Origin of the sequence: Pseudomonas sp. PvP009, from assembly GCF_017832995.1 — a bacterium.
GTDB classification, from domain to species: Bacteria; Pseudomonadota; Gammaproteobacteria; order Pseudomonadales; family Pseudomonadaceae; genus Aquipseudomonas; species Aquipseudomonas syringae.
The window spans coordinates 521,097-540,365 of sequence record NZ_JAFIBG010000001.1 but is presented as its reverse complement, the minus strand read 5'-3'; the positions used below and the strand labels follow the sequence as shown (position 1 = coordinate 540,365).

Below are 19,269 nucleotides of genomic sequence, written 5' to 3'. Positions count from 1 at the left end.
AATTCAAGGTATGAACCTAGTTAAAACACGTCAACTTATTTTTTACACCGCGAAAACGAGAAAGCCCCCGCATTGCGGGGGCTTCCAGAAGAAACTTTACAAAGAAGTCTCTACAGCTCCTCAGAACGGAATATCATCATCAAAGCTATCAAAGTCAGCAGCTGGCTGCGGCGCTTGTTGTTGCGGCGCTGGGCGCGAGTCGCGCTGTTGTGGCGGCTGCTGGTTGTAGTTCTGCTGAGGTGCAGATTGCTGCGGCGCCGACTGTTGTGGGCGCGACTGCTGTGGACGCGGTGCGGACTGGTTGTAGTTGCCGCCGCCCTGACCTTGTTGAGCGTCGCCCTGTGGACGGCCGCCCAGCAGTTGCATGGTGCCCTGCATGTCGACGACGATTTCAGTGGTGTAGCGCTTGATGCCGTCTTTTTCCCACTCGCGGGTCTGCAGCTTGCCTTCGATGTACACCTGCGAACCCTTGCGCAGGTATTCGCCGGCGATTTCGGCGACTTTGCCGAACATCGATACACGGTGCCATTCGGTCTTTTCGACTTTCTGACCGGACTGCTTGTCAGTCCACTGTTCGCTGGTTGCCAGACTCAGGTTGGTCACGGCGTTACCGTTAGGCAAGTAGCGAACTTCGGGATCCTGGCCGCATGTACCGACCAATATGACTTTGTTAACCCCACGGGCCATAACGTTCTCCTAGGCTTCGCACGCTTCTGACGCTGGATTGACCAGCTTTTCGAGAGAGGCACGATCCAATAATTTTGTGTCGAGTTTTATGTAGATGGCTGCCTCTTCCGCAACCACCACTGCATCTGTCACGCCTGCTACGGACATCAAACGCTCTGCCAGGCCTGCTTCACGCTGCGCCTGCGGCGACAACGGCAGACGTAGGCTGGTCACGTAAGGCGGTTCTCGCATGGTCACTGCGAAGGCGAGCCAGACGGCGGCCATGGCTGCACCACCCAGGAACACCACATCGAGCCCACCATGCTGGAACAACCAGCCGCCCAGTATCCCACCTGCGGCCGATCCAAGAAACTGGCTGGTGGAATAAACTCCCATTGCCGTGCCTTTTCCGCCGGCCGGTGAAACCTTGCTGATCAGCGACGGCAACGACGCTTCCAGCAGGTTGAACGCGGTGAAGAATACCACTGTCCCGATGACCAGTGCCCGCAACGTGTCCCCGTATGCCCAGAAGAATAGCTCAGCCAGCATCAAAACTGTGACGGCGCCCAGCAGAACGCGCTTCATTTGACGTTTCTTCTCGCCATAGATGATGAACGGGATCATCGCGAAGAAGGAAACCAGCAAGGCGGTCAGGTAGACCCACCAGTGTTGTTCCTTGGGCAAACCGGCTTTTTCGACCAGCGCCAGCGGCAAGGCCACGAAGCTGGACATGAGCATCGCATGCAACACGAAGATACCCAAATCCAGGCGCAGCAGGTCCGGATGACGCAACGTCGCCCCCAGCGCCTGTTTGGCGACGCCGGACTCGCGGTGCATTAATGCCCCGCTGGCCTTGGGCACCACGTAGGCGACGATGAGAACGCCTATCAAGGCCATGCCGCCGGTGGCCAGGAACAACCCGGAAAGCCCGAACATGCCAGTAATCACCGGGCCGACGACCATGGCGATGGCGAACGACAGGCCGATGGTCATGCCGATCATGGCCATGGCCTTGGTGCGGTGTTGTTCGCGGGTCAGGTCGGAGAGCAGCGCCATGACTGCCGCGGAAATAGCGCCAGCCCCCTGCAGGATGCGTCCGGCAATGATTCCCCAGATCGAATCCGCGTTCGCCGCCACCACGCTGCCGATCGCAAAGATGATCAGGCCGAAATAAATGACCGGTCGCCGGCCGATACGGTCGGAAATGATCCCGAACGGTATCTGCAACACCGCCTGGGTCAGGCCGTAGGCGCCAATCGCCAGACCGATCAGTGCAGGGCTCGCGCCTGCCAGGTCCATGCCGTAGGTTGCCAGAACCGGCAAGACCATGAACATGCCAAGCATGCGGAACGCGAACACCAGGGCCAGACCGCCTGCTGCGCGGGTCTCGCCGCTACTCATACGCTCGCTGTGGGTATCGTGCATGGAATAACCTCGTGTGAACCGGCGGCGATTCTACCAGTCCCATCGTTGTACAGCACATACGCGACGCTTTGCCGCGTGATGGCTCGGAGCCGTATACTCCGTCGTTTATGCCCGCCAAGCGAGGCCGCAGTGGACAAGATCCTGATACGTGGGGCACGAACCCACAACCTGAAAAATATTGACCTGACACTTCCCCGCGACAAACTGATCGTTATCACCGGGCTCTCCGGCTCAGGCAAGTCTTCGCTGGCTTTCGATACGCTGTACGCCGAAGGGCAACGCCGCTATGTCGAATCGCTGTCGGCCTATGCCCGCCAGTTTCTGTCGATGATGGAAAAACCGGACGTCGACACGATCGAAGGTCTGTCGCCGGCGATTTCCATCGAGCAGAAGTCTACTTCACATAACCCGCGCTCGACCGTGGGTACGATCACCGAAATTTACGATTACCTGCGTCTTTTGTATGCGCGTGTCGGCCAGCCTCGCTGCCCCGACCACGATATCCCGCTGGAAGCCCAGACGGTCAGCCAGATGGTCGACCTGGTGCTGACCCAGCCGGAGGGCAGCAAACTCATGCTGCTTGCGCCGGTTATCCGCGAGCGCAAGGGTGAGCATCTTTCGGTTTTTGAAGAGCTGCGCGCGCAGGGCTTTGTCCGGGCGCGAGTCAACGGCAAGCTGTGCGAGCTGGATGAGCTGCCGAAGCTGGACAAGCAGAAGAAGCACTCGATCGATGTGGTCGTGGACCGTTTCAAGGTCCGCGCCGACCTGCAGCAGCGTCTGGCCGAGTCCTTTGAGACCGCCCTGAAGCTGGCCGACGGTATCGCCCTGGTTGCGCCGATGGACGACGAGCCGGGCGAGGAAGTGATTTTCTCCGCCCGCTTCGCCTGCCCTATCTGTGGCCATGCGATCAGCGAGCTGGAACCGAAGCTGTTCTCTTTCAACAACCCGGCTGGCGCGTGCCCGACCTGTGACGGCCTGGGCGTGAAGCAGTTCTTCGATATCAAGCGGCTGGTGAATGCCGAACTGACGCTTGCCGAAGGCGCGATACGAGGCTGGGACAGGCGTAACGTCTATTACTTCCAGATGCTCGGCTCGCTCTCCAAGCACTATGGCTTCAGCCTGGAAATGCCGTTCAAGCAGATCCCGGCCGACATGCAGAAGATCCTGCTCAACGGCAGTGGCTCGCAAAGTGTCGACTTCCGCTACCTGAATGACCGCGGCGATATCGTCAAGCGCGCGCACCCGTTCGAAGGCATCGTGCCGAATCTGGAGCGTCGCTATCGGGAAACCGAATCGGCCACAGTCCGCGAAGAGCTCGCCAAGTTCCTGGGCACGCAGCCCTGCCCTGACTGCCGAGGCACCCGTCTGCGTCGTGAAGCGCGCCATGTGTGGGTGGGTGAAAAGACTCTGCCTGCAGTCACCAATCTGCCGATTGGCGACGCGACGCATTACTTCGAAACGCTCAAGCTGACCGGACGACGTGGCGAGATCGCCGACAAGATTCTCAAGGAAATTCGTGAGCGTCTGCAGTTTCTGGTCAACGTGGGGTTGGACTACCTGACCCTGGACCGTAGCGCGGACACCCTGTCCGGCGGCGAAGCACAGCGTATTCGTCTGGCCAGCCAGATCGGTGCGGGCCTGGTCGGGGTGATGTACATCCTCGATGAGCCGTCCATCGGTCTGCACCAGCGCGACAACGATCGCTTGCTGGGCACGCTCAAGCACCTGCGCGACATTGGCAATACGGTGATTGTGGTCGAGCACGATGAAGATGCGATTCGCCTGGCCGACTACGTGGTCGACATTGGCCCGGGTGCCGGCGTGCATGGTGGTCATATCGTTGCCGAAGGTACGCCGGACGAAGTGATGTCGCACCCCGACTCGCTGACCGGCAAATACCTGTCGGGGCGCGTGAAGATTGCCGTTCCTGCCAAGCGCACCCCGCGTAACAAAAAGCTCTCGCTGACCCTCAAGGGCGCGCGTGGCAACAACCTGCAAAACGTCAACCTGGAAATCCCGATCGGTCTGCTGACCTGCGTGACGGGTGTGTCCGGCTCGGGCAAGTCGACGCTGATCAACAACACCCTGTTCCCGCTGAGCGCTACGGCGCTGAACGGCGCCACGACGCTGGAAGCGGCTACGCACGACAGCATCAATGGCCTGCAGCACCTGGATAAGGTGGTGGACATCGACCAGAGCCCTATCGGTCGTACGCCGCGCTCCAATCCGGCGACCTATACCGGGCTGTTCACGCCGATTCGCGAGCTGTTCGCCGGGGTTCCGGAGTCACGCTCGCGGGGCTACGGTCCGGGGCGGTTCTCGTTCAACGTCAAAGGCGGCCGCTGCGAGGCGTGCCAGGGTGACGGGCTGATCAAGGTCGAGATGCACTTTTTGCCAGACATCTACGTACCCTGCGATGTGTGCAAGAGCAAGCGTTACAACCGTGAAACGCTTGAGGTCAAGTACAAGGGCAAGAACATCCACGAAGTGCTGGAAATGACCATCGAGGAAGCGCGTGAGTTCTTCGACGCCGTTCCGGCACTGGCGCGCAAGCTGCAAACCCTGATGGATGTAGGACTTTCCTATATCAAGCTGGGGCAATCGGCAACGACCTTGTCAGGCGGTGAAGCGCAGCGGGTCAAGCTGTCGCGTGAGCTGTCCAAGCGCGACACTGGCAAGACGCTGTACATCCTCGACGAGCCGACCACAGGCCTGCACTTCGCGGATATTCAGCAGTTGCTGGATGTATTGCATCGCCTACGCGACCACGGCAATACCGTGGTGGTGATCGAGCACAACCTGGATGTGATCAAGACGGCCGACTGGCTGGTGGATCTGGGTCCGGAAGGCGGGTCGAGAGGTGGGCAGATCATTGCGACGGGCACACCTGAACAGGTCGCCGAGATGGAACAGTCCTACACCGGTCATTACCTAAAGCCTCTGTTGACCAGAGACAAAGCCTGACGCGTGTGATGAAAACGGGTTCGGCATCAGTCGAACCCGGATACAAAAAAGCTCCTGTCACGCAAGTGCAGGAGCTTTTTTATGAGCGGCTGAATCAGAACTGCGATTGCAGGTAGTTCTGCAGACCGATGGACTTGATCAGCCCCATCTGCTGTTCGAGCCAGTAGGTATGGTCTTCTTCCGTATCAGCCAACTGTACGCGCAGGATTTCGCGGGTCACGTAGTCGCTGTGCAGTTCACAGAGCTCGATACCCTTGCACAGGGCAGCACGTACCTTGTATTCGAGACGCAGATCGCTGGCGAGCATCTCAGGCACTGTGGTGCCGACGTCAAGGTCGTCCGGGCGCATGCGCGGCGTGCCTTCCAGCATCAGGATACGACGCATCAGCGCATCAGCGTGTTGCGCCTCTTCTTCCATCTCATGATTGATACGCTCGTAGAGCTTCGAAAAGCCCCAGTCTTCGTACATGCGTGAGTGGACGAAATATTGGTCACGAGCTGCCAGTTCGCCCGTGAGCAACGTGTTGAGATAATCGATTACTTCGGGGTGGCCTTGCATCGCACCAGACTCCTGCTTCAAAGCCGATAGTTTGAACCAAGCGCCGCGCGAGGTCACTGAGAAAAACGCAATAAACCGACGAAAAGTGGCGAAACTACGCCGTTAAGAAGCGAAAAACCGTCCAAATGAGGGCGGTTCTGTTTCTCACTTCGAGTCAGCCCGACAATTCAACGTATGCTGATTAGCACCCTGGTTTAGCCTGCCTGAATCGCGTGCAACAAAAAACCGGGCACTAGGCCCGGTTTCATGTTCAAACTGATGTCTTATTCAGCAGCTTCTACAGAGCCACCGATAGGACGATCAACCAACTCGACGTACGCCATTGGCGCGTTGTCGCCAGCGCGGAAACCGCACTTGAGGATGCGCAGATAGCCGCCCTGACGGGTTGCGTAGCGCTTGCCCAGATCGTTGAACAGCTTGCCGACGATTTCTTTCGAACGAGTACGGTCGAAAGCGAGACGACGGTTAGCAACGCTGTCTTCCTTGGCCAGGGTGATCAGCGGCTCGGCAACGCGGCGCAGTTCCTTGGCTTTCGGCAGGGTAGTTTTGATCAGCTCGTGCTCGAACAGCGACACCGCCATGTTTTGAAACATGGCTTTGCGGTGAGAGCTGGTACGGCTCAGGTGACGTCCACTTTTACGATGACGCATGGTTCATTCCTTACCAAACTCGCGTTCGGTGATTACGACGATCAGGCCGTAGCCTTGTCGTCCTTCTTAAGACTTGCCGGCGGCCAGTTGTCGAGGCGCATGCCGAGGGAGAGACCACGAGAAGCCAGAACGTCCTTGATCTCGGTCAAGGATTTCTTGCCCAGGTTCGGAGTCTTCAACAGCTCTACTTCGGTGCGCTGAATCAGATCGCCGATGTAGTAGATGTTCTCCGCCTTAAGGCAGTTGGCCGAACGCACGGTCAGTTCCAAATCGTCAACCGGACGAAGCAGGATCGGATCGATCTCGTCTTCCTGTTCGATTACCACTGGTTCGCTGTCGCCTTTGAGGTCCACGAACGCAGCCAACTGCTGTTGCAGGATGGTTGCAGCGCGACGGATAGCCTCTTCAGGGTCCAGAGTACCGTTGGTTTCCAGATCAATAACCAGCTTGTCCAGGTTAGTACGCTGTTCGACACGGGCGTTTTCCACCACGTATGCGATACGGCGAACCGGGCTGAACGAAGAGTCAAGCTGCAAGCGACCAATGCTGCGGCTTTCGTCTTCATCGCTTTGACGCGAGTCTGCCGGCTCATAACCACGACCACGAGCTACGGTGAGCTTCATGTTCAAGACGCCGTTAGACGCCAGGTTAGCGATTACGTGATCGGGGTTAACGATCTCGACATCATGATCCAGCTGAATATCGGCAGCGGTAACCACCCCCGAACCCTTCTTCGACAAGGTCAGCGTAACTTCGTCTCGACCGTGCAGCTTGATAGCCAGACCTTTAAGGTTCAACAGGATTTCAATGACGTCTTCCTGTACACCTTCGATGGCGCTGTACTCATGGAGTACACCGTCAATCTCGGCCTCGACTACTGCACAGCCGGGCATGGAGGACAACAAAATGCGGCGAAGCGCGTTGCCCAGGGTATGGCCGAAACCACGCTCGAGAGGCTCGAGAGTGATTTTGGCGCGGGTTGGACTGACAACCTGCACATCAATGTGGCGGGGTGTCAGGAACTCATTTACCGAAATCTGCATGGATGCACCTATTTTCTAGCCCTTACTTGGAGTAGAGCTCGACAATCAGGCTTTCGTTGATGTCGGCGGATAGATCACTGCGAGCTGGAACGTTCTTGAAAACGCCCGATTTCTTCTCAGTGTCTACTTCTACCCATTCTACGCGGCCACGTTGGGCACACAGATCGAGAGCCTGGACAATACGCAGCTGATTCTTAGCTTTTTCGCGGATAGCAACAACGTCGCCAGCACGAACCTGATAAGAAGGAACGTTAACGGTTTTGCCGTTTACGCTGACCGACTTGTGCGAAACCAATTGACGGGATTCGGCACGCGTCGAGCCGAAGCCCATGCGGTATACAACGTTGTCCAGACGGCATTCGAGCAGTTGCAGCAGGTTCTCGCCTGTTGCACCTTTCTTGCCGGCGGCTTCTTTGTAGTAGCCGCTGAACTGACGCTCGAGAACGCCGTAGATACGACGGACTTTTTGCTTTTCACGCAGCTGAGTACCGTAATCGGACTGGCGACCACGACGTTGGCCGTGGATACCTGGAGCTGCTTCGATGTTGCACTTGGATTCGATAGCGCGAACGCCGCTCTTCAAAAAGAGATCGGTGCCTTCACGACGAGCAAGTTTGCATTTTGGACCAATGTAACGAGCCATTTCTTACAGTCTCCTGGATTACACGCGGCGCTTCTTCGGCGGACGGCACCCGTTGTGCGGGATTGGCGTCACGTCGGTGATGCTGGCGATCTTATAGCCACAGCCGTTCAATGCACGGACAGCGGATTCACGACCTGGGCCTGGACCCTTGACATTGACGTCGAGGTTCTTCAGACCGTACTCCAGCGCAGCTTGACCAGCACGTTCAGCAGCTACTTGAGCAGCGAACGGGGTGGACTTGCGCGAACCACGGAAACCCGAACCGCCGGAGGTAGCCCACGAAAGAGCGTTACCTTGACGATCGGTAATGGTGACGATTGTGTTGTTAAACGACGCGTGGATGTGGGCGATGCCATCAACCACTGTCTTTTTAACTTTTTTACGAGGACGAGCAGCAGGTTTTGCCATGACTAAATTCCTGTCGTTGCGCTGGTGCGATTACTTGCGGATCGGCTTACGCGGACCTTTGCGAGTACGCGCGTTGGTCTTGGTACGCTGACCGCGCACTGGAAGACCACGACGATGACGCAGACCGCGGTAGCAGCCCAAGTCCATCAAGCGCTTGATTTTCATGTTGATTTCGCGACGCAGGTCACCTTCAGTGGTGAACTTCGCCACTTCGCCACGCAGCTGTTCAATCTGCTCGTCGCTCAGATCTTTGATTTTCACCGCCGGATTTACGCCGGTGGTTGCACAAATTTTCTGTGCGGTGGTGCGACCAACACCATAGATGTAGGTCAACGAGATAACAGTATGCTTGTTATCTGGAATGTTAACGCCTGCAATACGGGCCATTCAGTGGGACTCCAATTGACAGCTACCTACGCCCCGGAAGCCAAGAAATAGGGCGCGAGATAATATCGCTGTAGTAACAAATAATCAACCCAGCAGCGCACTAGCTGCTGGGCTTAAGCACAAATCACAATCAGCCTTGGCGCTGCTTATGACGTGGTTCCGCGCTGCAAATTACTCGAACCACACCTTCGCGGCGGATAATCTTGCAGTTACGGCACAGCTTTTTCACCGATGCACGAACTTTCATCACCAACTCCTCGAACCTTAGGGGTGCTTCAGCGCAGCATACCGCCGCTGCCACCGTAGCCCTTCAGGTTGGCTTTCTTCATCAGGGATTCATACTGGTGCGAAACGAGGTGAGATTGCACTTGCGACATAAAGTCCATCACAACCACGACCACGATCAGCAACGAGGTCCCGCCAAGGTAGAACGGTACGTTTGCCGCGACCACCAGGAACTGGGGAAGCAGACACACGGCCGTCATATATAGAGCACCGAACATGGTCAAGCGAGTCAAAACGCCATCAATATAGCGTGCCGACTGCTCGCCTGGACGAATACCCGGAATAAAGGCACCGGACTTCTTCAGGTTTTCCGCTACGTCTTTCGGATTGAACATCAACGCCGTATAGAAGAAGCAGAAGAAAATAATCCCTGCACTAAACAGCAGAATATTCAACGGCTGACCAGGAGCGATCGACTGCGAGATGTCCTGCAACCAGCCCAGACCTTCAGACTGACCGAACCAGGACCCCAACGAAGCCGGGAACAGCAAAATGCTGCTCGCGAAAATGGCCGGTATAACACCAGCCATGTTCACTTTCAGCGGCAAGTGGCTGGTCTGCGCAGCGAAGACCTTGCGGCCCTGCTGACGCTTGGCGTAGTGAACAGCGATACGACGCTGACCACGCTCAATGAACACCACAAAACCGATGATCGCTACCGCCAGCAAACCGATTGCAACCAGAGCGAAGATATTGATATCACCCTGACGTGCAGACTCGAAAGACTGCCCTATTGCTCTCGGAAGACCGGCGACGATACCTGCGAAAATCAACATCGAGATACCGTTGCCGACACCGCGTTCGGTGATCTGCTCGCCCAGCCACATCATGAACATCGCACCTGCCACGAAGGTAGTTACGGCCACAAAGTGGAAACCCAGGTCCCCAGAAAACGCGACGCCCTGACTCGCCAGACCAACGGACATGCCGATAGCTTGGACCAGAGCCAGGACAACGGTGCCATAGCGGGTGTACTGGCTTATCTTGCGACGGCCAGCTTCACCTTCCTTCTTCAACTGCTCCAGCTGCGGACTGACGGCGGTCATCAGCTGCATGATGATCGATGCCGAAATGTACGGCATGATCCCCAATGCAAAGATGCTCATCCGTTCCAGCGCGCCGCCGGAAAACATGTTGAACAAGCTAAGAATGGTCCCCTCATTCTGTCGAAACAGTTCTGCGAGTCGGTCCGGGTTGATACCTGGAACCGGGATGTGTGCGCCTATTCGGTAGACGATAATCGCCAGGAACAGAAAACGCAGACGAGCCCAGAGTTCAGACATACCGCCTTTGCCGAGCGCTGAGAGAGCACCTTGCTTAGCCATTTATTCCTCGAACTTGCCGCCAGCTGCTTCGATAGCCGCACGCGCACCTTTGGTGGCGGCGATACCCTTGATAGTGACAGCGCGAGTAACTTCGCCCGACAGCATGATTTTCACACGCTGAACGTTCTGGTTAATCACGTTGGCATCTTTCAGGGACTGCACAGTTACGATGTCGCCTTCCACTTTAGCCAGCTCGGACAGACGCACTTCTGCGCGGTCCATGGCCTTCAGGGAAACGAAACCGAATTTTGGCAGGCGACGATGCAGCGGCTGTTGGCCGCCCTCAAAGCCCGGAGCAATAGTGCCACCGGAGCGGGAGCTTTGACCTTTGTGGCCACGGCCACCGGTCTTGCCCAAACCACTACCGATACCACGGCCCGGACGATGCTTTTCGCGACGGGAACCCGGCGCTGGACTCAGATCATTGAGTTTCATCGATTAACCCTCGACTCGCAGCATGTAGTAAGCCTTGTTGATCATCCCGCGATTTTCGGGAGTATCCAGGACTTCTACAGTGTGACCGATGCGACGCAGACCCAAACCCTTAATGCACAATCTGTGATTAGGGATGCGGCCGGTCATGCTTTTGATCAGCGTTACTTTAACGGTAGCCATGATCAGATGATCTCCTCAACACGCTTGCCACGTTTGGCAGCGATCGACTCAGGAGACTGCATGCCCTTCAAACCCTTGAACGTAGCGTGAACCACGTTTACCGGATTAGTAGAACCGTAGCACTTGGCCAATACGTTCTGGACACCAGCAACTTCCAGCACTGCGCGCATTGCGCCGCCAGCGATGATACCGGTACCTTCAGAAGCAGGCTGCATGTACACCTTGGAGGCGCCATGAGCAGACTTCATCGCGTACTGCAGGGTAGTGCCGTTCAGATCAACCTGAATCATGTTGCGGCGAGCAGCTTCCATCGCTTTCTGGATCGCAGCAGGCACTTCACGTGACTTGCCACGGCCGAAGCCAACGCGCCCTTTACCATCACCCACTACGGTCAACGCAGTGAAAGTGAAGATACGGCCGCCTTTTACGGTTTTGGCCACGCGGTTAACTTGAACCAGCTTCTCGATGTAGCCTTCGTCGCGTTTTTGGTCGTGATTTGACATAACTTAGAACTCCAGCCCGCCTTCACGAGCAGCATCAGCCAGCGCTTTGACACGGCCGTGGTACTTGAAGCCAGAACGGTCGAAAGCGACTTGCGATACACCCGCGGCTTTCGCGCGCTCGGCGACCAGCTTGCCAACCTTAGTGGCCGCGTCGATGTTGCCAGTGGCGCCATCACGCAGTTCTTTGTCCAAAGTCGAGGCGCTTGCCAGGACTTTGCTGCCGTCGGCCGAGATGACCTGGGCATAAATGTGCTGCGAAGAGCGGTGCACGCAGAGACGCACGACTTCTAGCTCGTGCATTTTCAGGCGTGCTTTGCGAGCGCGACGCAGTCGGGTAACTTTTTTGACGGTCATTTGCTATGCCCTACTTCTTCTTGGCTTCTTTACGGCGGACGACTTCGTCTGCGTAACGCACACCTTTGCCTTTGTAAGGCTCAGGACGGCGGAAGTCGCGGATCTCAGCGGCCACTTGACCAACCAACTGCTTATCGATACCGCGAATCAGGATATCGGTCTGGCTGGGGGTCTCAGCGGTGATGCCATTCGGCAATTCGTAGTCCACTGGGTGCGAGAAGCCAAGTGCAAGGTTCAGTACCGTGCCTTTTGCTTGCGCCTTGTAACCAACACCGACCAGCTGGAGCTTACGCTCGAAGCCTTGGCTTACGCCTTGGACCATGTTGTTTACCAGTGCACGAGTGGTGCCTGCCATTGCGCGGGTTTGTTGATCGCCATTGCGAGCAGCAAAACGCAGCTCACCAGCTTCTTCAACAATCTCAACGGACGAATGGATGTTCAGTTCTAGAGTGCCCTTGGCACCCTTCACCGAAAGCAGCTGGCCGACGAGTTTGACTTCGACGCCGGATGGCAGCTTAACGGGGTTCTTAGCGACGCGTGACATGCTTATCCCCCCTTAGAACACAGTGCAAAGCACTTCGCCACCGACACCGGCAGCGCGCGCAGCACGATCCGTCATCACACCTTTACTGGTGGAGACGATAGACACACCAAGACCGCCACGAACTTTCGGCAGATCATCGGAGGACTTGTACTGACGCAAGCCTGGGCGGCTGACGCGCTTAACCTCTTCGATGACCGGACGGCCTTCGAAGTACTTAAGCTCGATGGACAGCGAGGATTTAACTTCGCTGCTGATCTGATAACCCGCAATGTAGCCTTCGTCCTTCAGGACTTTTGCTACAGCAACCTTCAACGTGGAAGATGGCATGCTTACGACGGGCTTTTCAGCCATCTGGGCATTACGGATACGAGTTAGCATGTCCGCTAACGGGTCCTGCATACTCATGGGCTAGACGCTCCTAAAACAAAATAATTAGCCTTGCGGCTACAGCTTGATCGCCGAGAACTTCCGGGCAAGTAAAAACACGGGCTCAGGCGAGCCGGCAATTCTAGTCCTACCCCAGAAATGAATCAAGCCCCAAAAGGGGCTTGATTCAAATTCAGGCGCCATCCCGACCGGTGACTTGCGTAACCGGCGGGAGGGCGCGAGAGGTGTCGCCTTACCAGCTGGCTTTGACCAGACCTGGAACGTCGCCACGCATAGCTGCTTCACGCAGCTTGTTACGGCCAAGGCCGAACTTGCGGTAAACGCCGTGTGGACGACCAGTGATGCGGCAACGGTTACGCATGCGCGCAGCGCTTGCGTCACGTGGTTGCTTCTGCAGGGCTACGGTAGCTTCCCAACGCGCTTCTGGACTTGCGTTCAGATCAACGATGATTGCTTTCAGCTCTGCACGCTTCTTGGCGTACTTGGCAACGGTGAGCTGACGCTTCAGCTCACGGTTTTTCATGCTCTTCTTGGCCATTTTCCTACTCCAATCAGTTGCGGAACGGGAATTTGAAAGCACGCAGCAATGCGCGACCTTCATCATCGTTCTTGGCAGTGGTGGTCAGGGTAATGTCCAGACCGCGGAGAGCATCGATCTTGTCGTAGTCGATTTCCGGGAAGATGATCTGCTCTTTTACGCCCATGCTGTAGTTACCACGACCATCGAAGGACTTGGCATTCAGGCCGCGGAAGTCGCGAACCCGAGGCAGGGAGATCGACAGCAGACGATCCAGGAATTCGTACATACGATCGCGGCGCAGAGTCACTTTGACGCCGATCGGCCAACCTTCACGGACTTTAAAGCCAGCGATGGATTTCCGAGCGTAAGTCACAACGACTTTTTGACCGGTGATCTTTTCCAGGTCAGCAACAGCGTGCTCGATGACTTTTTTGTCGCCGATCGCTTCGCCCAGACCCATGTTCAGGGTGATTTTGGTAACGCGCGGAACTTCCATCACGTTCGAAAGCTTAAGTTCTTCCTTAAGTTTCGGAGCGATTTCCTTCCGGTAAATCTCTTTTAGTCGTGCCATGGTCTTCTACCTAGCAGTGTTCAAGCATCAACCGCTTTTTGGGTCGACTTGAAGACACGAATTTTCTTGCCGTCTTCAACTTTGAAACCAACGCGGTCAGCCTTGTTGGTTGCGCCGTTGAAAATGGCGACGTTAGAAGCGTGCATTGGCGCTTCTTTCTCGACGATACCGCCCTGTACGCCCGACATCGGGTTTGGCTTGGTATGACGCTTCACCAGGTTGATCCCACCAACGACCAAACGGTCGTCAGCGAGAACCTTGAGCACCTTACCGCGCTTACCTTTGTCTTTGCCGGCGATCACGATGATCTCGTCGTCACGACGAATCTTTTGCATGTCGGATCTCCTTAGAGCACTTCTGGGGCGAGCGAGACGATCTTCATGAACTTCTCAGTACGAAGTTCACGGGTCACTGGCCCAAAGATACGGGTACCGATCGGCTCTTGCTTGTTGTTCAACAGAACAGCAGCGTTGCCATCGAAGCGGATGATGGAGCCGTCTGCACGACGAACACCGTGGCGAGTGCGGACTACAACTGCAGTCATCACCTGGCCTTTCTTCACCTTGCCGCGAGGAATTGCTTCCTTGACGGTTACTTTGATGATGTCACCGATACCAGCGTAACGACGATGGGAGCCACCCAGCACCTTGATGCACATAACGCGGCGTGCGCCGCTGTTATCGGCCACATCGAGCATGGATTGAGTCTGAATCATATAATTTCTCCGACCCCTAGCCCTTAGACTTCCACAGCGCGTTCGAGGATATCAACCAACGCCCAAGACTTGGTCTTGGCTACCGGACGAGTTTCACGAATAGTGACCTTGTCGCCGATATGGCATTGATTGGTTTCGTCGTGTGCGTGCAGCTTAGTCGAACGCTTAACGTATTTACCGTAGATCGGGTGCTTTACGCGACGCTCGATCAGAACGGTGATGGTCTTGTCCATCTTGTCGCTGACAACACGGCCAGTCAGCGTACGGACAGTTTTTTCGGCTTCAGCCATGATTACTTACCTGCCTGCTGGTTGAGCACAGTTTTCACGCGAGCGATGTCACGCTTAACTTGCGAGAGCAGATGAGACTGCCCCAACTGGCCAGTTGCTTTCTGCATACGCAGATTGAACTGGTCGCGCAGCAGGCCGAGCAGTTGCTCGTTCAGCTGCTGTGCTGATTTTTCACGAAGTTCATTCGCTTTCATCACATCACCGTCCGCTTAACAAAGGAGGTGGCGAGCGGCAGCTTTGCAGCAGCCAGGGCGAAAGCCTCACGCGCCAGCTCTTCAGTAACACCCTCGATTTCATACAGGACTTTGCCTGGCTGAATCTGGGCAACCCAGTACTCCACGTTACCCTTACCTTTACCCATCCGAACTTCGAGTGGCTTTTTGGTTACAGGCTTGTCCGGGAACACACGGATCCAGATCTTGCCGCCACGTTTAACGTGACGGGTCAGAGCACGACGCGCTGACTCGATCTGACGAGCGGTGAGACGACCACGAGCAACAGACTTCAGCGCGAACTCGCCGAAGCTGACTTTGCTACCGCGCAGTGCCAGACCACGGTTGTGGCCGGTCATCTGCTTGCGGAACTTCGTACGCTTTGGTTGCAACATTTGGCGTACCCCTTACTTAGCAGCTTTTTTACGAGGCGCTGGTGCTTGTGGTTTCAGTTCTTCTTGGCGACCACCAATTACTTCGCCTTTGAAGATCCAAACCTTTACACCGATCACACCGTAAGTGGTGTGAGCTTCGTAGTTGGCATAGTCGATGTCGGCACGCAGGGTGTGCAATGGCACACGACCTTCGCGATACCATTCAGTACGTGCGATTTCAGCACCGCCGAGACGACCGCTCACTTGGATTTTGATGCCTTTGGCACCAATGCGCATGGCGTTCTGAACAGCGCGCTTCATAGCGCGACGGAACATTACGCGACGCTCCAGCTGCTGAGCTACGCTCTGCGCAACCAGCATACCGTCGAGCTCCGGCTTACGGATCTCTTCGATATTGATGTGCACAGGCACACCCATTTGCTTGGTCAGGTCCTGACGCAGTTTCTCAACATCTTCACCTTTCTTCCCGATAACGATACCTGGACGAGCGGTGTGGATGGTGATACGTGCTGTCTGAGCCGGACGATGGATATCGATACGGCTGACGGACGCGCTTTTTAATTTGTCTTGGAGGTACTCACGCACTTTCAGATCAGCGAACAAATAGTCCGCATAAGTCCGACCGTCTGCGTACCAGACGGAGGTGTGCTCCTTGACGATTCCCAGGCGAATGCCAATGGGATGTACTTTCTGACCCATCTCTTCGACTCCGTTACTTGTCAGCAACCTTGACAGTGATATGGCAAGACCGCTTGACGATGCGATCAGCACGGCCTTTAGCACGTGGCATGATGCGCTTCAGCGAACGCCCTTCGTTGACGAAAACGGTGGAGACCTTGAGGTCATCAACGTCTGCGCCTTCGTTATGCTCGGCGTTGGCTACAGCCGACTCCAGCACTTTCTTCAGGATCTCGGCGGCTTTCTTACTGCTGAAAGCCAACAGGTTGAGCGCTTCGCCCACCTTCTTCCCGCGGATCTGGTCGGCGACCAAGCGGGCTTTCTGGGCGGAGATTCGAGCGCCCGACAACTTAGCGGCTACTTCCATCGTTCCTTACCCCTTAACGCTTGGCTTTCTTGTCTGCCACGTGCCCACGATATGTGCGGGTACCGGCAAACTCGCCTAGTTTATGGCCGACCATGTCTTCGTTCACGAGAACTGGAACATGCTGGCGACCGTTATGCACTGCAATGGTCAAACCGACCATTTGTGGCAGGATCATCGAACGACGCGACCAGGTCTTAACTGGTTTGCGATCGTTCTTTTCCGCCGCCACTTCGATCTTCTTCAGTAGGTGAAGATCAATAAAAGGACCTTTTTTCAGAGAACGTGGCACTGTCGTATCCCTCTATTTACTTGCGACGACGGACGATCATTTTGTCGGTACGCTTATTACCACGAGTCTTCGCGCCCTTAGTCGGGAAGCCCCACGGCGATACCGGATGACGACCACCAGAGGTACGACCTTCACCACCACCATGTGGGTGGTCAACCGGGTTCATGGCAACACCACGAACGGTTGGGCGAACGCCACGCCAGCGTTTGGCACCCGCTTTACCCAGCGAACGAAGGCTGTGCTCGGAGTTCGAGACTTCACCCAGCGTTGCACGGCACTCAGACAGTACTTTACGCATTTCACCGGAGCGAAGGCGCAGGGTCACATACACACCTTCACGAGCGATCAGCTGTGCCGAGGCACCAGCGGAACGAGCGATCTGTGCGCCTTTACCTGGCTTCAGTTCGATGCCGTGTACGGTGCTACCAACTGGAATGTTGCGCAGTTGAAGAGCGTTGCCCGGCTTGATTGGTGCCAGAGCACCTGCAATCAGCTGGTCGCCAGCACTCACGCCTTTAGGGGCGATGATGTAGCGGCGCTCGCCGTCTGCGTAAAGCAGCAGAGCAATGTGAGCAGTACGGTTTGGATCGTATTCGATACGCTCGACGGTGGCAGCGATGCCATCCTTGTCGTTGCGACGGAAGTCGACCAGACGATAATGCTGTTTATGGCCACCACCGATATGACGGGTAGTAATACGACCATTGTTGTTACGACCACCAGACTTCGATTTTTTCTCGAGCAGCGGTGCGTGAGGAGCGCCTTTATGCAGCTCCTGGTTGACCACCTTGACCACAAAACGGCGGCCAGGGGAAGTCGGTTTGCATTTAACGATTGCCATGATGCACCCCTTCCTTACTCAGCACTGCTGCTGAAATCGAGATCTTGGCCTGGCTGAAGGGAGATAACTGCCTTCTTCCAGTCATTACGCTTGCCCAGACCGCGAGCAGTGCGCTTGCTCTTACCCAGAACATTCAGGGTAGTAACACGCTCTACTTTCACGCTGAACAGGCTTTCGACGGCCTTCTTGATTTCCAGCTTGGTTGCGTCAGTAGCAACCTTGAAAACGAACTGACCTTTTTTGTCTGCAAGAACCGTAGCCTTCTCGGAAACGTGCGGGCCAAGCAGAACTTTAAATACGCGTTCCTGGTTCATCCCAGCAGCTCCTCGAATTTCTTCACGGCCGACACAGTGATCAACACTTTGTCGTATGCGATCAGACTAACTGGATCGGAACCTTGAACGTCACGTACATCAACGTGCGGCAGGTTACGAGCAGCCAGGTACAGATTCTGGTCAACAGCGTCAGACACGATCAGGACGTCAGTCAGGCCCATGCCAGTCAGCTTGTTCAGCAAATCTTTGGTTTTCGGTGCTTCAACAGCGAAGTCCTGAACCACGACCAAACGATCAGTACGAACCAGTTCAGCAAGGATGGAGCGCAGAGCAGCGCGATACATCTTCTTGTTGAGCTTCTGAGTGTGATCCTGAGGACGAGCTGCGAAAGTGGTACCGCCGCCACGCCAGATTGGGCTACGGATAGTACCGGCACGAGCACGGCCAGTACCTTTCTGACGCCAAGGGCGCTTACCGCCACCACGAACGTCGGAACGGGTCTTTTGCTGCTTGCTACCCTGACGACCGCCAGCCATGTAGGCCACGACTGCCTGGTGAACCAGCGTCTCGTTGAATTCGCCGCCAAATGTCAGTTCGGAAACTTCGATTGCCTGAGCGTCATTTACATTTAATTGCATGTCAGCTTCCCCTTAACCGCGAGCCTTGGCTGCCGGACGTACAACCAGGTTGCCGCCAGTAGCGCCAGGAACAGCACCCTTGACCAACAACAGATTGCGTTCAGCGTCCACGCGCACTACTTCCAGGGACTGCACGGTCACGCGCTCAGCGCCCATATGACCGGACATTTTTTTGCCCTTGAATACACGACCAGGAGTCTGGCACTGGCCGATAGAGCCTGGGACGCGGTGGGAGACGGAGTTACCATGGGTATTGTCTTGACCACGGAAATTCCAACGCTTGATCGTACCCTGGAAGCCCTTACCTTTGGACTGACCGGTTACATCAACCAGTTGACCAGCGGCAAAGATTTCAGCGTTGATCTGATCGCCAGCCTGGTAGTCGCCTTCTTCAAGACGGAATTCCATGACGGTACGACCGGCGGCAACGTTCGCCTTAGCGAAGTGGCCAGCCTGAGCGGCTGTAACACGCGAAGCGCGACGCTCGCCCACAGTGACTTGCACTGCACGATAGCCATCGGTTTCTTCGGTTTTGAACTGAGTGACGCGATTCGGCTCGATCTCAATGACCGTGACCGGAATGGAGACACCTTCTTCGGTGAAAATACGGGTCATACCGCATTTACGACCGACTACACCAATAGTCATGTTGTAAACCTCATGAGTGTACGGGGCTTTCACCCGCTATGGCCGCCCATTTCAGAGCGTTACACGACTAAG

General features: G+C 55.9%; 31 protein-coding genes. 1 reads left to right on the top strand and 30 read right to left on the bottom strand.

Going from position 1 to position 19,269, the window contains the following annotated elements; genetic code table 11:
- Positions 1-120: 120 nt before the first annotated feature.
- On the bottom strand, positions 121-687 hold the full coding sequence (locus JOE29_RS02405) for a single-stranded DNA-binding protein (protein WP_003317093.1): 567 nt from the start codon (positions 685-687) through the stop codon (positions 121-123).
- 9 nt (positions 688-696) lie between these two features.
- Complete coding sequence (locus JOE29_RS02400; RefSeq protein WP_003426593.1) at positions 697-2,091, bottom strand: MFS transporter; 1,395 nt, start codon at positions 2,089-2,091, stop codon at positions 697-699.
- A gap of 129 nt (positions 2,092-2,220) precedes the next feature.
- Between JOE29_RS02400 and uvrA the strand changes: the two genes are divergently transcribed.
- Positions 2,221-5,055: an excinuclease ABC subunit UvrA gene (gene uvrA, locus JOE29_RS02395; RefSeq protein WP_003317094.1), complete on the top strand. Its 2,835-nt coding sequence runs from the start codon at positions 2,221-2,223 to the stop codon at positions 5,053-5,055.
- Between the two features lie 94 nt (positions 5,056-5,149).
- Here the strand turns inward: uvrA and bfr are convergent, their stop codons facing one another.
- From bfr to rplC, 28 genes are all read right to left on the bottom strand, one after another.
- Complete coding sequence (gene bfr, locus JOE29_RS02390; protein WP_003317095.1) at positions 5,150-5,614, bottom strand: bacterioferritin; 465 nt, start codon at positions 5,612-5,614, stop codon at positions 5,150-5,152.
- A 263-nt stretch (positions 5,615-5,877) separates the two neighbouring features.
- A complete protein-coding gene (rplQ, locus tag JOE29_RS02385) occupies positions 5,878-6,264 on the bottom strand; it encodes a 50S ribosomal protein L17 (protein ID WP_003317096.1) in 387 nt (128 codons plus the stop codon).
- Positions 6,265-6,305: 41 nt separating this feature from the next.
- The gene (gene rpoA / locus JOE29_RS02380) at positions 6,306-7,307 is read right to left on the bottom strand and encodes a DNA-directed RNA polymerase subunit alpha (RefSeq protein WP_002555464.1); all 1,002 of its coding nucleotides are present in this window, start codon (positions 7,305-7,307) and stop codon (positions 6,306-6,308) included.
- 22 nt (positions 7,308-7,329) lie between these two features.
- Positions 7,330-7,950: a 30S ribosomal protein S4 gene (rpsD, locus tag JOE29_RS02375; RefSeq protein ID WP_002555465.1), complete on the bottom strand. Its 621-nt coding sequence runs from the start codon at positions 7,948-7,950 to the stop codon at positions 7,330-7,332.
- 18 nt (positions 7,951-7,968) lie between these two features.
- The gene (rpsK, locus tag JOE29_RS02370) at positions 7,969-8,358 is read right to left on the bottom strand and encodes a 30S ribosomal protein S11 (protein ID WP_002555466.1); all 390 of its coding nucleotides are present in this window, start codon (positions 8,356-8,358) and stop codon (positions 7,969-7,971) included.
- 30 nt (positions 8,359-8,388) lie between these two features.
- The gene (rpsM, locus tag JOE29_RS02365; protein WP_002555467.1) at positions 8,389-8,745 is read right to left on the bottom strand and encodes a 30S ribosomal protein S13; all 357 of its coding nucleotides are present in this window, start codon (positions 8,743-8,745) and stop codon (positions 8,389-8,391) included.
- Between the two features lie 130 nt (positions 8,746-8,875).
- Positions 8,876-8,992 carry a 50S ribosomal protein L36 gene (gene rpmJ, locus JOE29_RS02360; RefSeq protein WP_002555468.1) on the bottom strand — a complete coding sequence of 39 codons (117 nt, stop codon included), beginning with the start codon at positions 8,990-8,992 and terminating at the stop codon, positions 8,876-8,878.
- A gap of 28 nt (positions 8,993-9,020) precedes the next feature.
- The gene (gene secY / locus JOE29_RS02355; protein ID WP_002555469.1) at positions 9,021-10,355 is read right to left on the bottom strand and encodes a preprotein translocase subunit SecY; all 1,335 of its coding nucleotides are present in this window, start codon (positions 10,353-10,355) and stop codon (positions 9,021-9,023) included.
- Entirely contained in the window at positions 10,356-10,790 is a 435-nt protein-coding gene (gene rplO / locus JOE29_RS02350) for a 50S ribosomal protein L15 (protein WP_002555470.1), read from the bottom strand.
- 3 nt (positions 10,791-10,793) lie between these two features.
- A complete protein-coding gene (gene rpmD / locus JOE29_RS02345) occupies positions 10,794-10,970 on the bottom strand; it encodes a 50S ribosomal protein L30 (RefSeq protein ID WP_002555471.1) in 177 nt (58 codons plus the stop codon).
- A gap of 2 nt (positions 10,971-10,972) precedes the next feature.
- Complete coding sequence (rpsE, locus tag JOE29_RS02340) at positions 10,973-11,473, bottom strand: 30S ribosomal protein S5 (RefSeq protein ID WP_003317099.1); 501 nt, start codon at positions 11,471-11,473, stop codon at positions 10,973-10,975.
- A 3-nt stretch (positions 11,474-11,476) separates the two neighbouring features.
- Positions 11,477-11,827: a 50S ribosomal protein L18 gene (gene rplR, locus JOE29_RS02335; protein WP_002555473.1), complete on the bottom strand. Its 351-nt coding sequence runs from the start codon at positions 11,825-11,827 to the stop codon at positions 11,477-11,479.
- Positions 11,828-11,837: 10 nt separating this feature from the next.
- A complete protein-coding gene (gene rplF / locus JOE29_RS02330) occupies positions 11,838-12,371 on the bottom strand; it encodes a 50S ribosomal protein L6 (protein WP_002555474.1) in 534 nt (177 codons plus the stop codon).
- 12 nt (positions 12,372-12,383) lie between these two features.
- Positions 12,384-12,776: a 30S ribosomal protein S8 gene (rpsH, locus tag JOE29_RS02325; RefSeq protein WP_002555475.1), complete on the bottom strand. Its 393-nt coding sequence runs from the start codon at positions 12,774-12,776 to the stop codon at positions 12,384-12,386.
- A gap of 214 nt (positions 12,777-12,990) precedes the next feature.
- Positions 12,991-13,296: a 30S ribosomal protein S14 gene (gene rpsN / locus JOE29_RS02320; RefSeq protein WP_002555476.1), complete on the bottom strand. Its 306-nt coding sequence runs from the start codon at positions 13,294-13,296 to the stop codon at positions 12,991-12,993.
- Between the two features lie 13 nt (positions 13,297-13,309).
- Positions 13,310-13,849 (bottom strand): 50S ribosomal protein L5, encoded by a 540-nt coding sequence (rplE, locus tag JOE29_RS02315; RefSeq protein ID WP_002555477.1) that lies wholly within the window; start codon positions 13,847-13,849, stop codon positions 13,310-13,312.
- A gap of 20 nt (positions 13,850-13,869) precedes the next feature.
- A complete protein-coding gene (gene rplX / locus JOE29_RS02310; protein WP_003317102.1) occupies positions 13,870-14,184 on the bottom strand; it encodes a 50S ribosomal protein L24 in 315 nt (104 codons plus the stop codon).
- An 11-nt stretch (positions 14,185-14,195) separates the two neighbouring features.
- Entirely contained in the window at positions 14,196-14,564 is a 369-nt protein-coding gene (gene rplN / locus JOE29_RS02305) for a 50S ribosomal protein L14 (protein ID WP_002555479.1), read from the bottom strand.
- Positions 14,565-14,587: 23 nt separating this feature from the next.
- Positions 14,588-14,854, bottom strand: a complete 267-nt coding sequence (gene rpsQ, locus JOE29_RS02300; protein WP_002555480.1) for a 30S ribosomal protein S17 — start codon at positions 14,852-14,854, stop codon at positions 14,588-14,590.
- A gap of 2 nt (positions 14,855-14,856) precedes the next feature.
- The gene (rpmC, locus tag JOE29_RS02295) at positions 14,857-15,048 is read right to left on the bottom strand and encodes a 50S ribosomal protein L29 (protein WP_002555481.1); all 192 of its coding nucleotides are present in this window, start codon (positions 15,046-15,048) and stop codon (positions 14,857-14,859) included.
- A complete protein-coding gene (gene rplP / locus JOE29_RS02290) occupies positions 15,048-15,461 on the bottom strand; it encodes a 50S ribosomal protein L16 (RefSeq protein WP_002555482.1) in 414 nt (137 codons plus the stop codon). The genes rpmC and rplP overlap by 1 nt, the downstream gene beginning before the upstream one ends.
- 12 nt (positions 15,462-15,473) lie before the next feature.
- Positions 15,474-16,160, bottom strand: a complete 687-nt coding sequence (rpsC, locus tag JOE29_RS02285; RefSeq protein ID WP_003176422.1) for a 30S ribosomal protein S3 — start codon at positions 16,158-16,160, stop codon at positions 15,474-15,476.
- Between the two features lie 13 nt (positions 16,161-16,173).
- Complete coding sequence (gene rplV, locus JOE29_RS02280) at positions 16,174-16,506, bottom strand: 50S ribosomal protein L22 (RefSeq protein ID WP_002555485.1); 333 nt, start codon at positions 16,504-16,506, stop codon at positions 16,174-16,176.
- A gap of 13 nt (positions 16,507-16,519) precedes the next feature.
- Positions 16,520-16,795 (bottom strand): 30S ribosomal protein S19, encoded by a 276-nt coding sequence (rpsS, locus tag JOE29_RS02275; protein ID WP_002555486.1) that lies wholly within the window; start codon positions 16,793-16,795, stop codon positions 16,520-16,522.
- A gap of 16 nt (positions 16,796-16,811) precedes the next feature.
- Entirely contained in the window at positions 16,812-17,636 is an 825-nt protein-coding gene (gene rplB / locus JOE29_RS02270) for a 50S ribosomal protein L2 (RefSeq protein ID WP_003317104.1), read from the bottom strand.
- A gap of 14 nt (positions 17,637-17,650) precedes the next feature.
- The gene (gene rplW / locus JOE29_RS02265) at positions 17,651-17,950 is read right to left on the bottom strand and encodes a 50S ribosomal protein L23 (RefSeq protein ID WP_002555488.1); all 300 of its coding nucleotides are present in this window, start codon (positions 17,948-17,950) and stop codon (positions 17,651-17,653) included.
- Positions 17,947-18,549: a 50S ribosomal protein L4 gene (gene rplD, locus JOE29_RS02260; protein WP_002555489.1), complete on the bottom strand. Its 603-nt coding sequence runs from the start codon at positions 18,547-18,549 to the stop codon at positions 17,947-17,949. Before rplD ends, rplW begins: the two co-directional genes overlap by 4 nt.
- A gap of 12 nt (positions 18,550-18,561) precedes the next feature.
- Positions 18,562-19,197, bottom strand: a complete 636-nt coding sequence (rplC, locus tag JOE29_RS02255; RefSeq protein WP_002555490.1) for a 50S ribosomal protein L3 — start codon at positions 19,195-19,197, stop codon at positions 18,562-18,564.
- Positions 19,198-19,269 lie beyond the last annotated feature (72 nt).

Coding starts and splice junctions, on each gene's coding strand:
- JOE29_RS02405 (WP_003317093.1), bottom strand. CDS start 687: ATGGCCCGTGGGGTTAACAAAGTCATATTGGTCGGTACATGCGGCCAG.
- JOE29_RS02400 (WP_003426593.1), bottom strand. CDS start 2,091: ATGCACGATACCCACAGCGAGCGTATGAGTAGCGGCGAGACCCGCGCA.
- bfr (WP_003317095.1), bottom strand. CDS start 5,614: ATGCAAGGCCACCCCGAAGTAATCGATTATCTCAACACGTTGCTCACG.
- rplQ (WP_003317096.1), bottom strand. CDS start 6,264: ATGCGTCATCGTAAAAGTGGACGTCACCTGAGCCGTACCAGCTCTCAC.
- rpoA (WP_002555464.1), bottom strand. CDS start 7,307: ATGCAGATTTCGGTAAATGAGTTCCTGACACCCCGCCACATTGATGTG.
- rpsD (WP_002555465.1), bottom strand. CDS start 7,950: ATGGCTCGTTACATTGGTCCAAAATGCAAACTTGCTCGTCGTGAAGGC.
- rpsK (WP_002555466.1), bottom strand. CDS start 8,358: ATGGCAAAACCTGCTGCTCGTCCTCGTAAAAAAGTTAAAAAGACAGTG.
- rpsM (WP_002555467.1), bottom strand. CDS start 8,745: ATGGCCCGTATTGCAGGCGTTAACATTCCAGATAACAAGCATACTGTT.
- rpmJ (WP_002555468.1), bottom strand. CDS start 8,992: ATGAAAGTTCGTGCATCGGTGAAAAAGCTGTGCCGTAACTGCAAGATT.
- secY (WP_002555469.1), bottom strand. CDS start 10,355: ATGGCTAAGCAAGGTGCTCTCTCAGCGCTCGGCAAAGGCGGTATGTCT.
- rplO (WP_002555470.1), bottom strand. CDS start 10,790: ATGAAACTCAATGATCTGAGTCCAGCGCCGGGTTCCCGTCGCGAAAAG.
- rpmD (WP_002555471.1), bottom strand. CDS start 10,970: ATGGCTACCGTTAAAGTAACGCTGATCAAAAGCATGACCGGCCGCATC.
- rpsE (WP_003317099.1), bottom strand. CDS start 11,473: ATGTCAAATCACGACCAAAAACGCGACGAAGGCTACATCGAGAAGCTG.
- rplR (WP_002555473.1), bottom strand. CDS start 11,827: ATGACCGTCAAAAAAGTTACCCGACTGCGTCGCGCTCGCAAAGCACGC.
- rplF (WP_002555474.1), bottom strand. CDS start 12,371: ATGTCACGCGTCGCTAAGAACCCCGTTAAGCTGCCATCCGGCGTCGAA.
- rpsH (WP_002555475.1), bottom strand. CDS start 12,776: ATGAGTATGCAGGACCCGTTAGCGGACATGCTAACTCGTATCCGTAAT.
- rpsN (WP_002555476.1), bottom strand. CDS start 13,296: ATGGCCAAGAAGAGCATGAAAAACCGTGAGCTGAAGCGTCAGCTCACC.
- rplE (WP_002555477.1), bottom strand. CDS start 13,849: ATGGCACGACTAAAAGAGATTTACCGGAAGGAAATCGCTCCGAAACTT.
- rplX (WP_003317102.1), bottom strand. CDS start 14,184: ATGCAAAAGATTCGTCGTGACGACGAGATCATCGTGATCGCCGGCAAA.
- rplN (WP_002555479.1), bottom strand. CDS start 14,564: ATGATTCAGACTCAATCCATGCTCGATGTGGCCGATAACAGCGGCGCA.
- rpsQ (WP_002555480.1), bottom strand. CDS start 14,854: ATGGCTGAAGCCGAAAAAACTGTCCGTACGCTGACTGGCCGTGTTGTC.
- rpmC (WP_002555481.1), bottom strand. CDS start 15,048: ATGAAAGCGAATGAACTTCGTGAAAAATCAGCACAGCAGCTGAACGAG.
- rplP (WP_002555482.1), bottom strand. CDS start 15,461: ATGTTGCAACCAAAGCGTACGAAGTTCCGCAAGCAGATGACCGGCCAC.
- rpsC (WP_003176422.1), bottom strand. CDS start 16,160: ATGGGTCAGAAAGTACATCCCATTGGCATTCGCCTGGGAATCGTCAAG.
- rplV (WP_002555485.1), bottom strand. CDS start 16,506: ATGGAAGTAGCCGCTAAGTTGTCGGGCGCTCGAATCTCCGCCCAGAAA.
- rplB (WP_003317104.1), bottom strand. CDS start 17,636: ATGGCAATCGTTAAATGCAAACCGACTTCCCCTGGCCGCCGTTTTGTG.
- rplW (WP_002555488.1), bottom strand. CDS start 17,950: ATGAACCAGGAACGCGTATTTAAAGTTCTGCTTGGCCCGCACGTTTCC.
- rplD (WP_002555489.1), bottom strand. CDS start 18,549: ATGCAATTAAATGTAAATGACGCTCAGGCAATCGAAGTTTCCGAACTG.
- rplC (WP_002555490.1), bottom strand. CDS start 19,197: ATGACTATTGGTGTAGTCGGTCGTAAATGCGGTATGACCCGTATTTTC.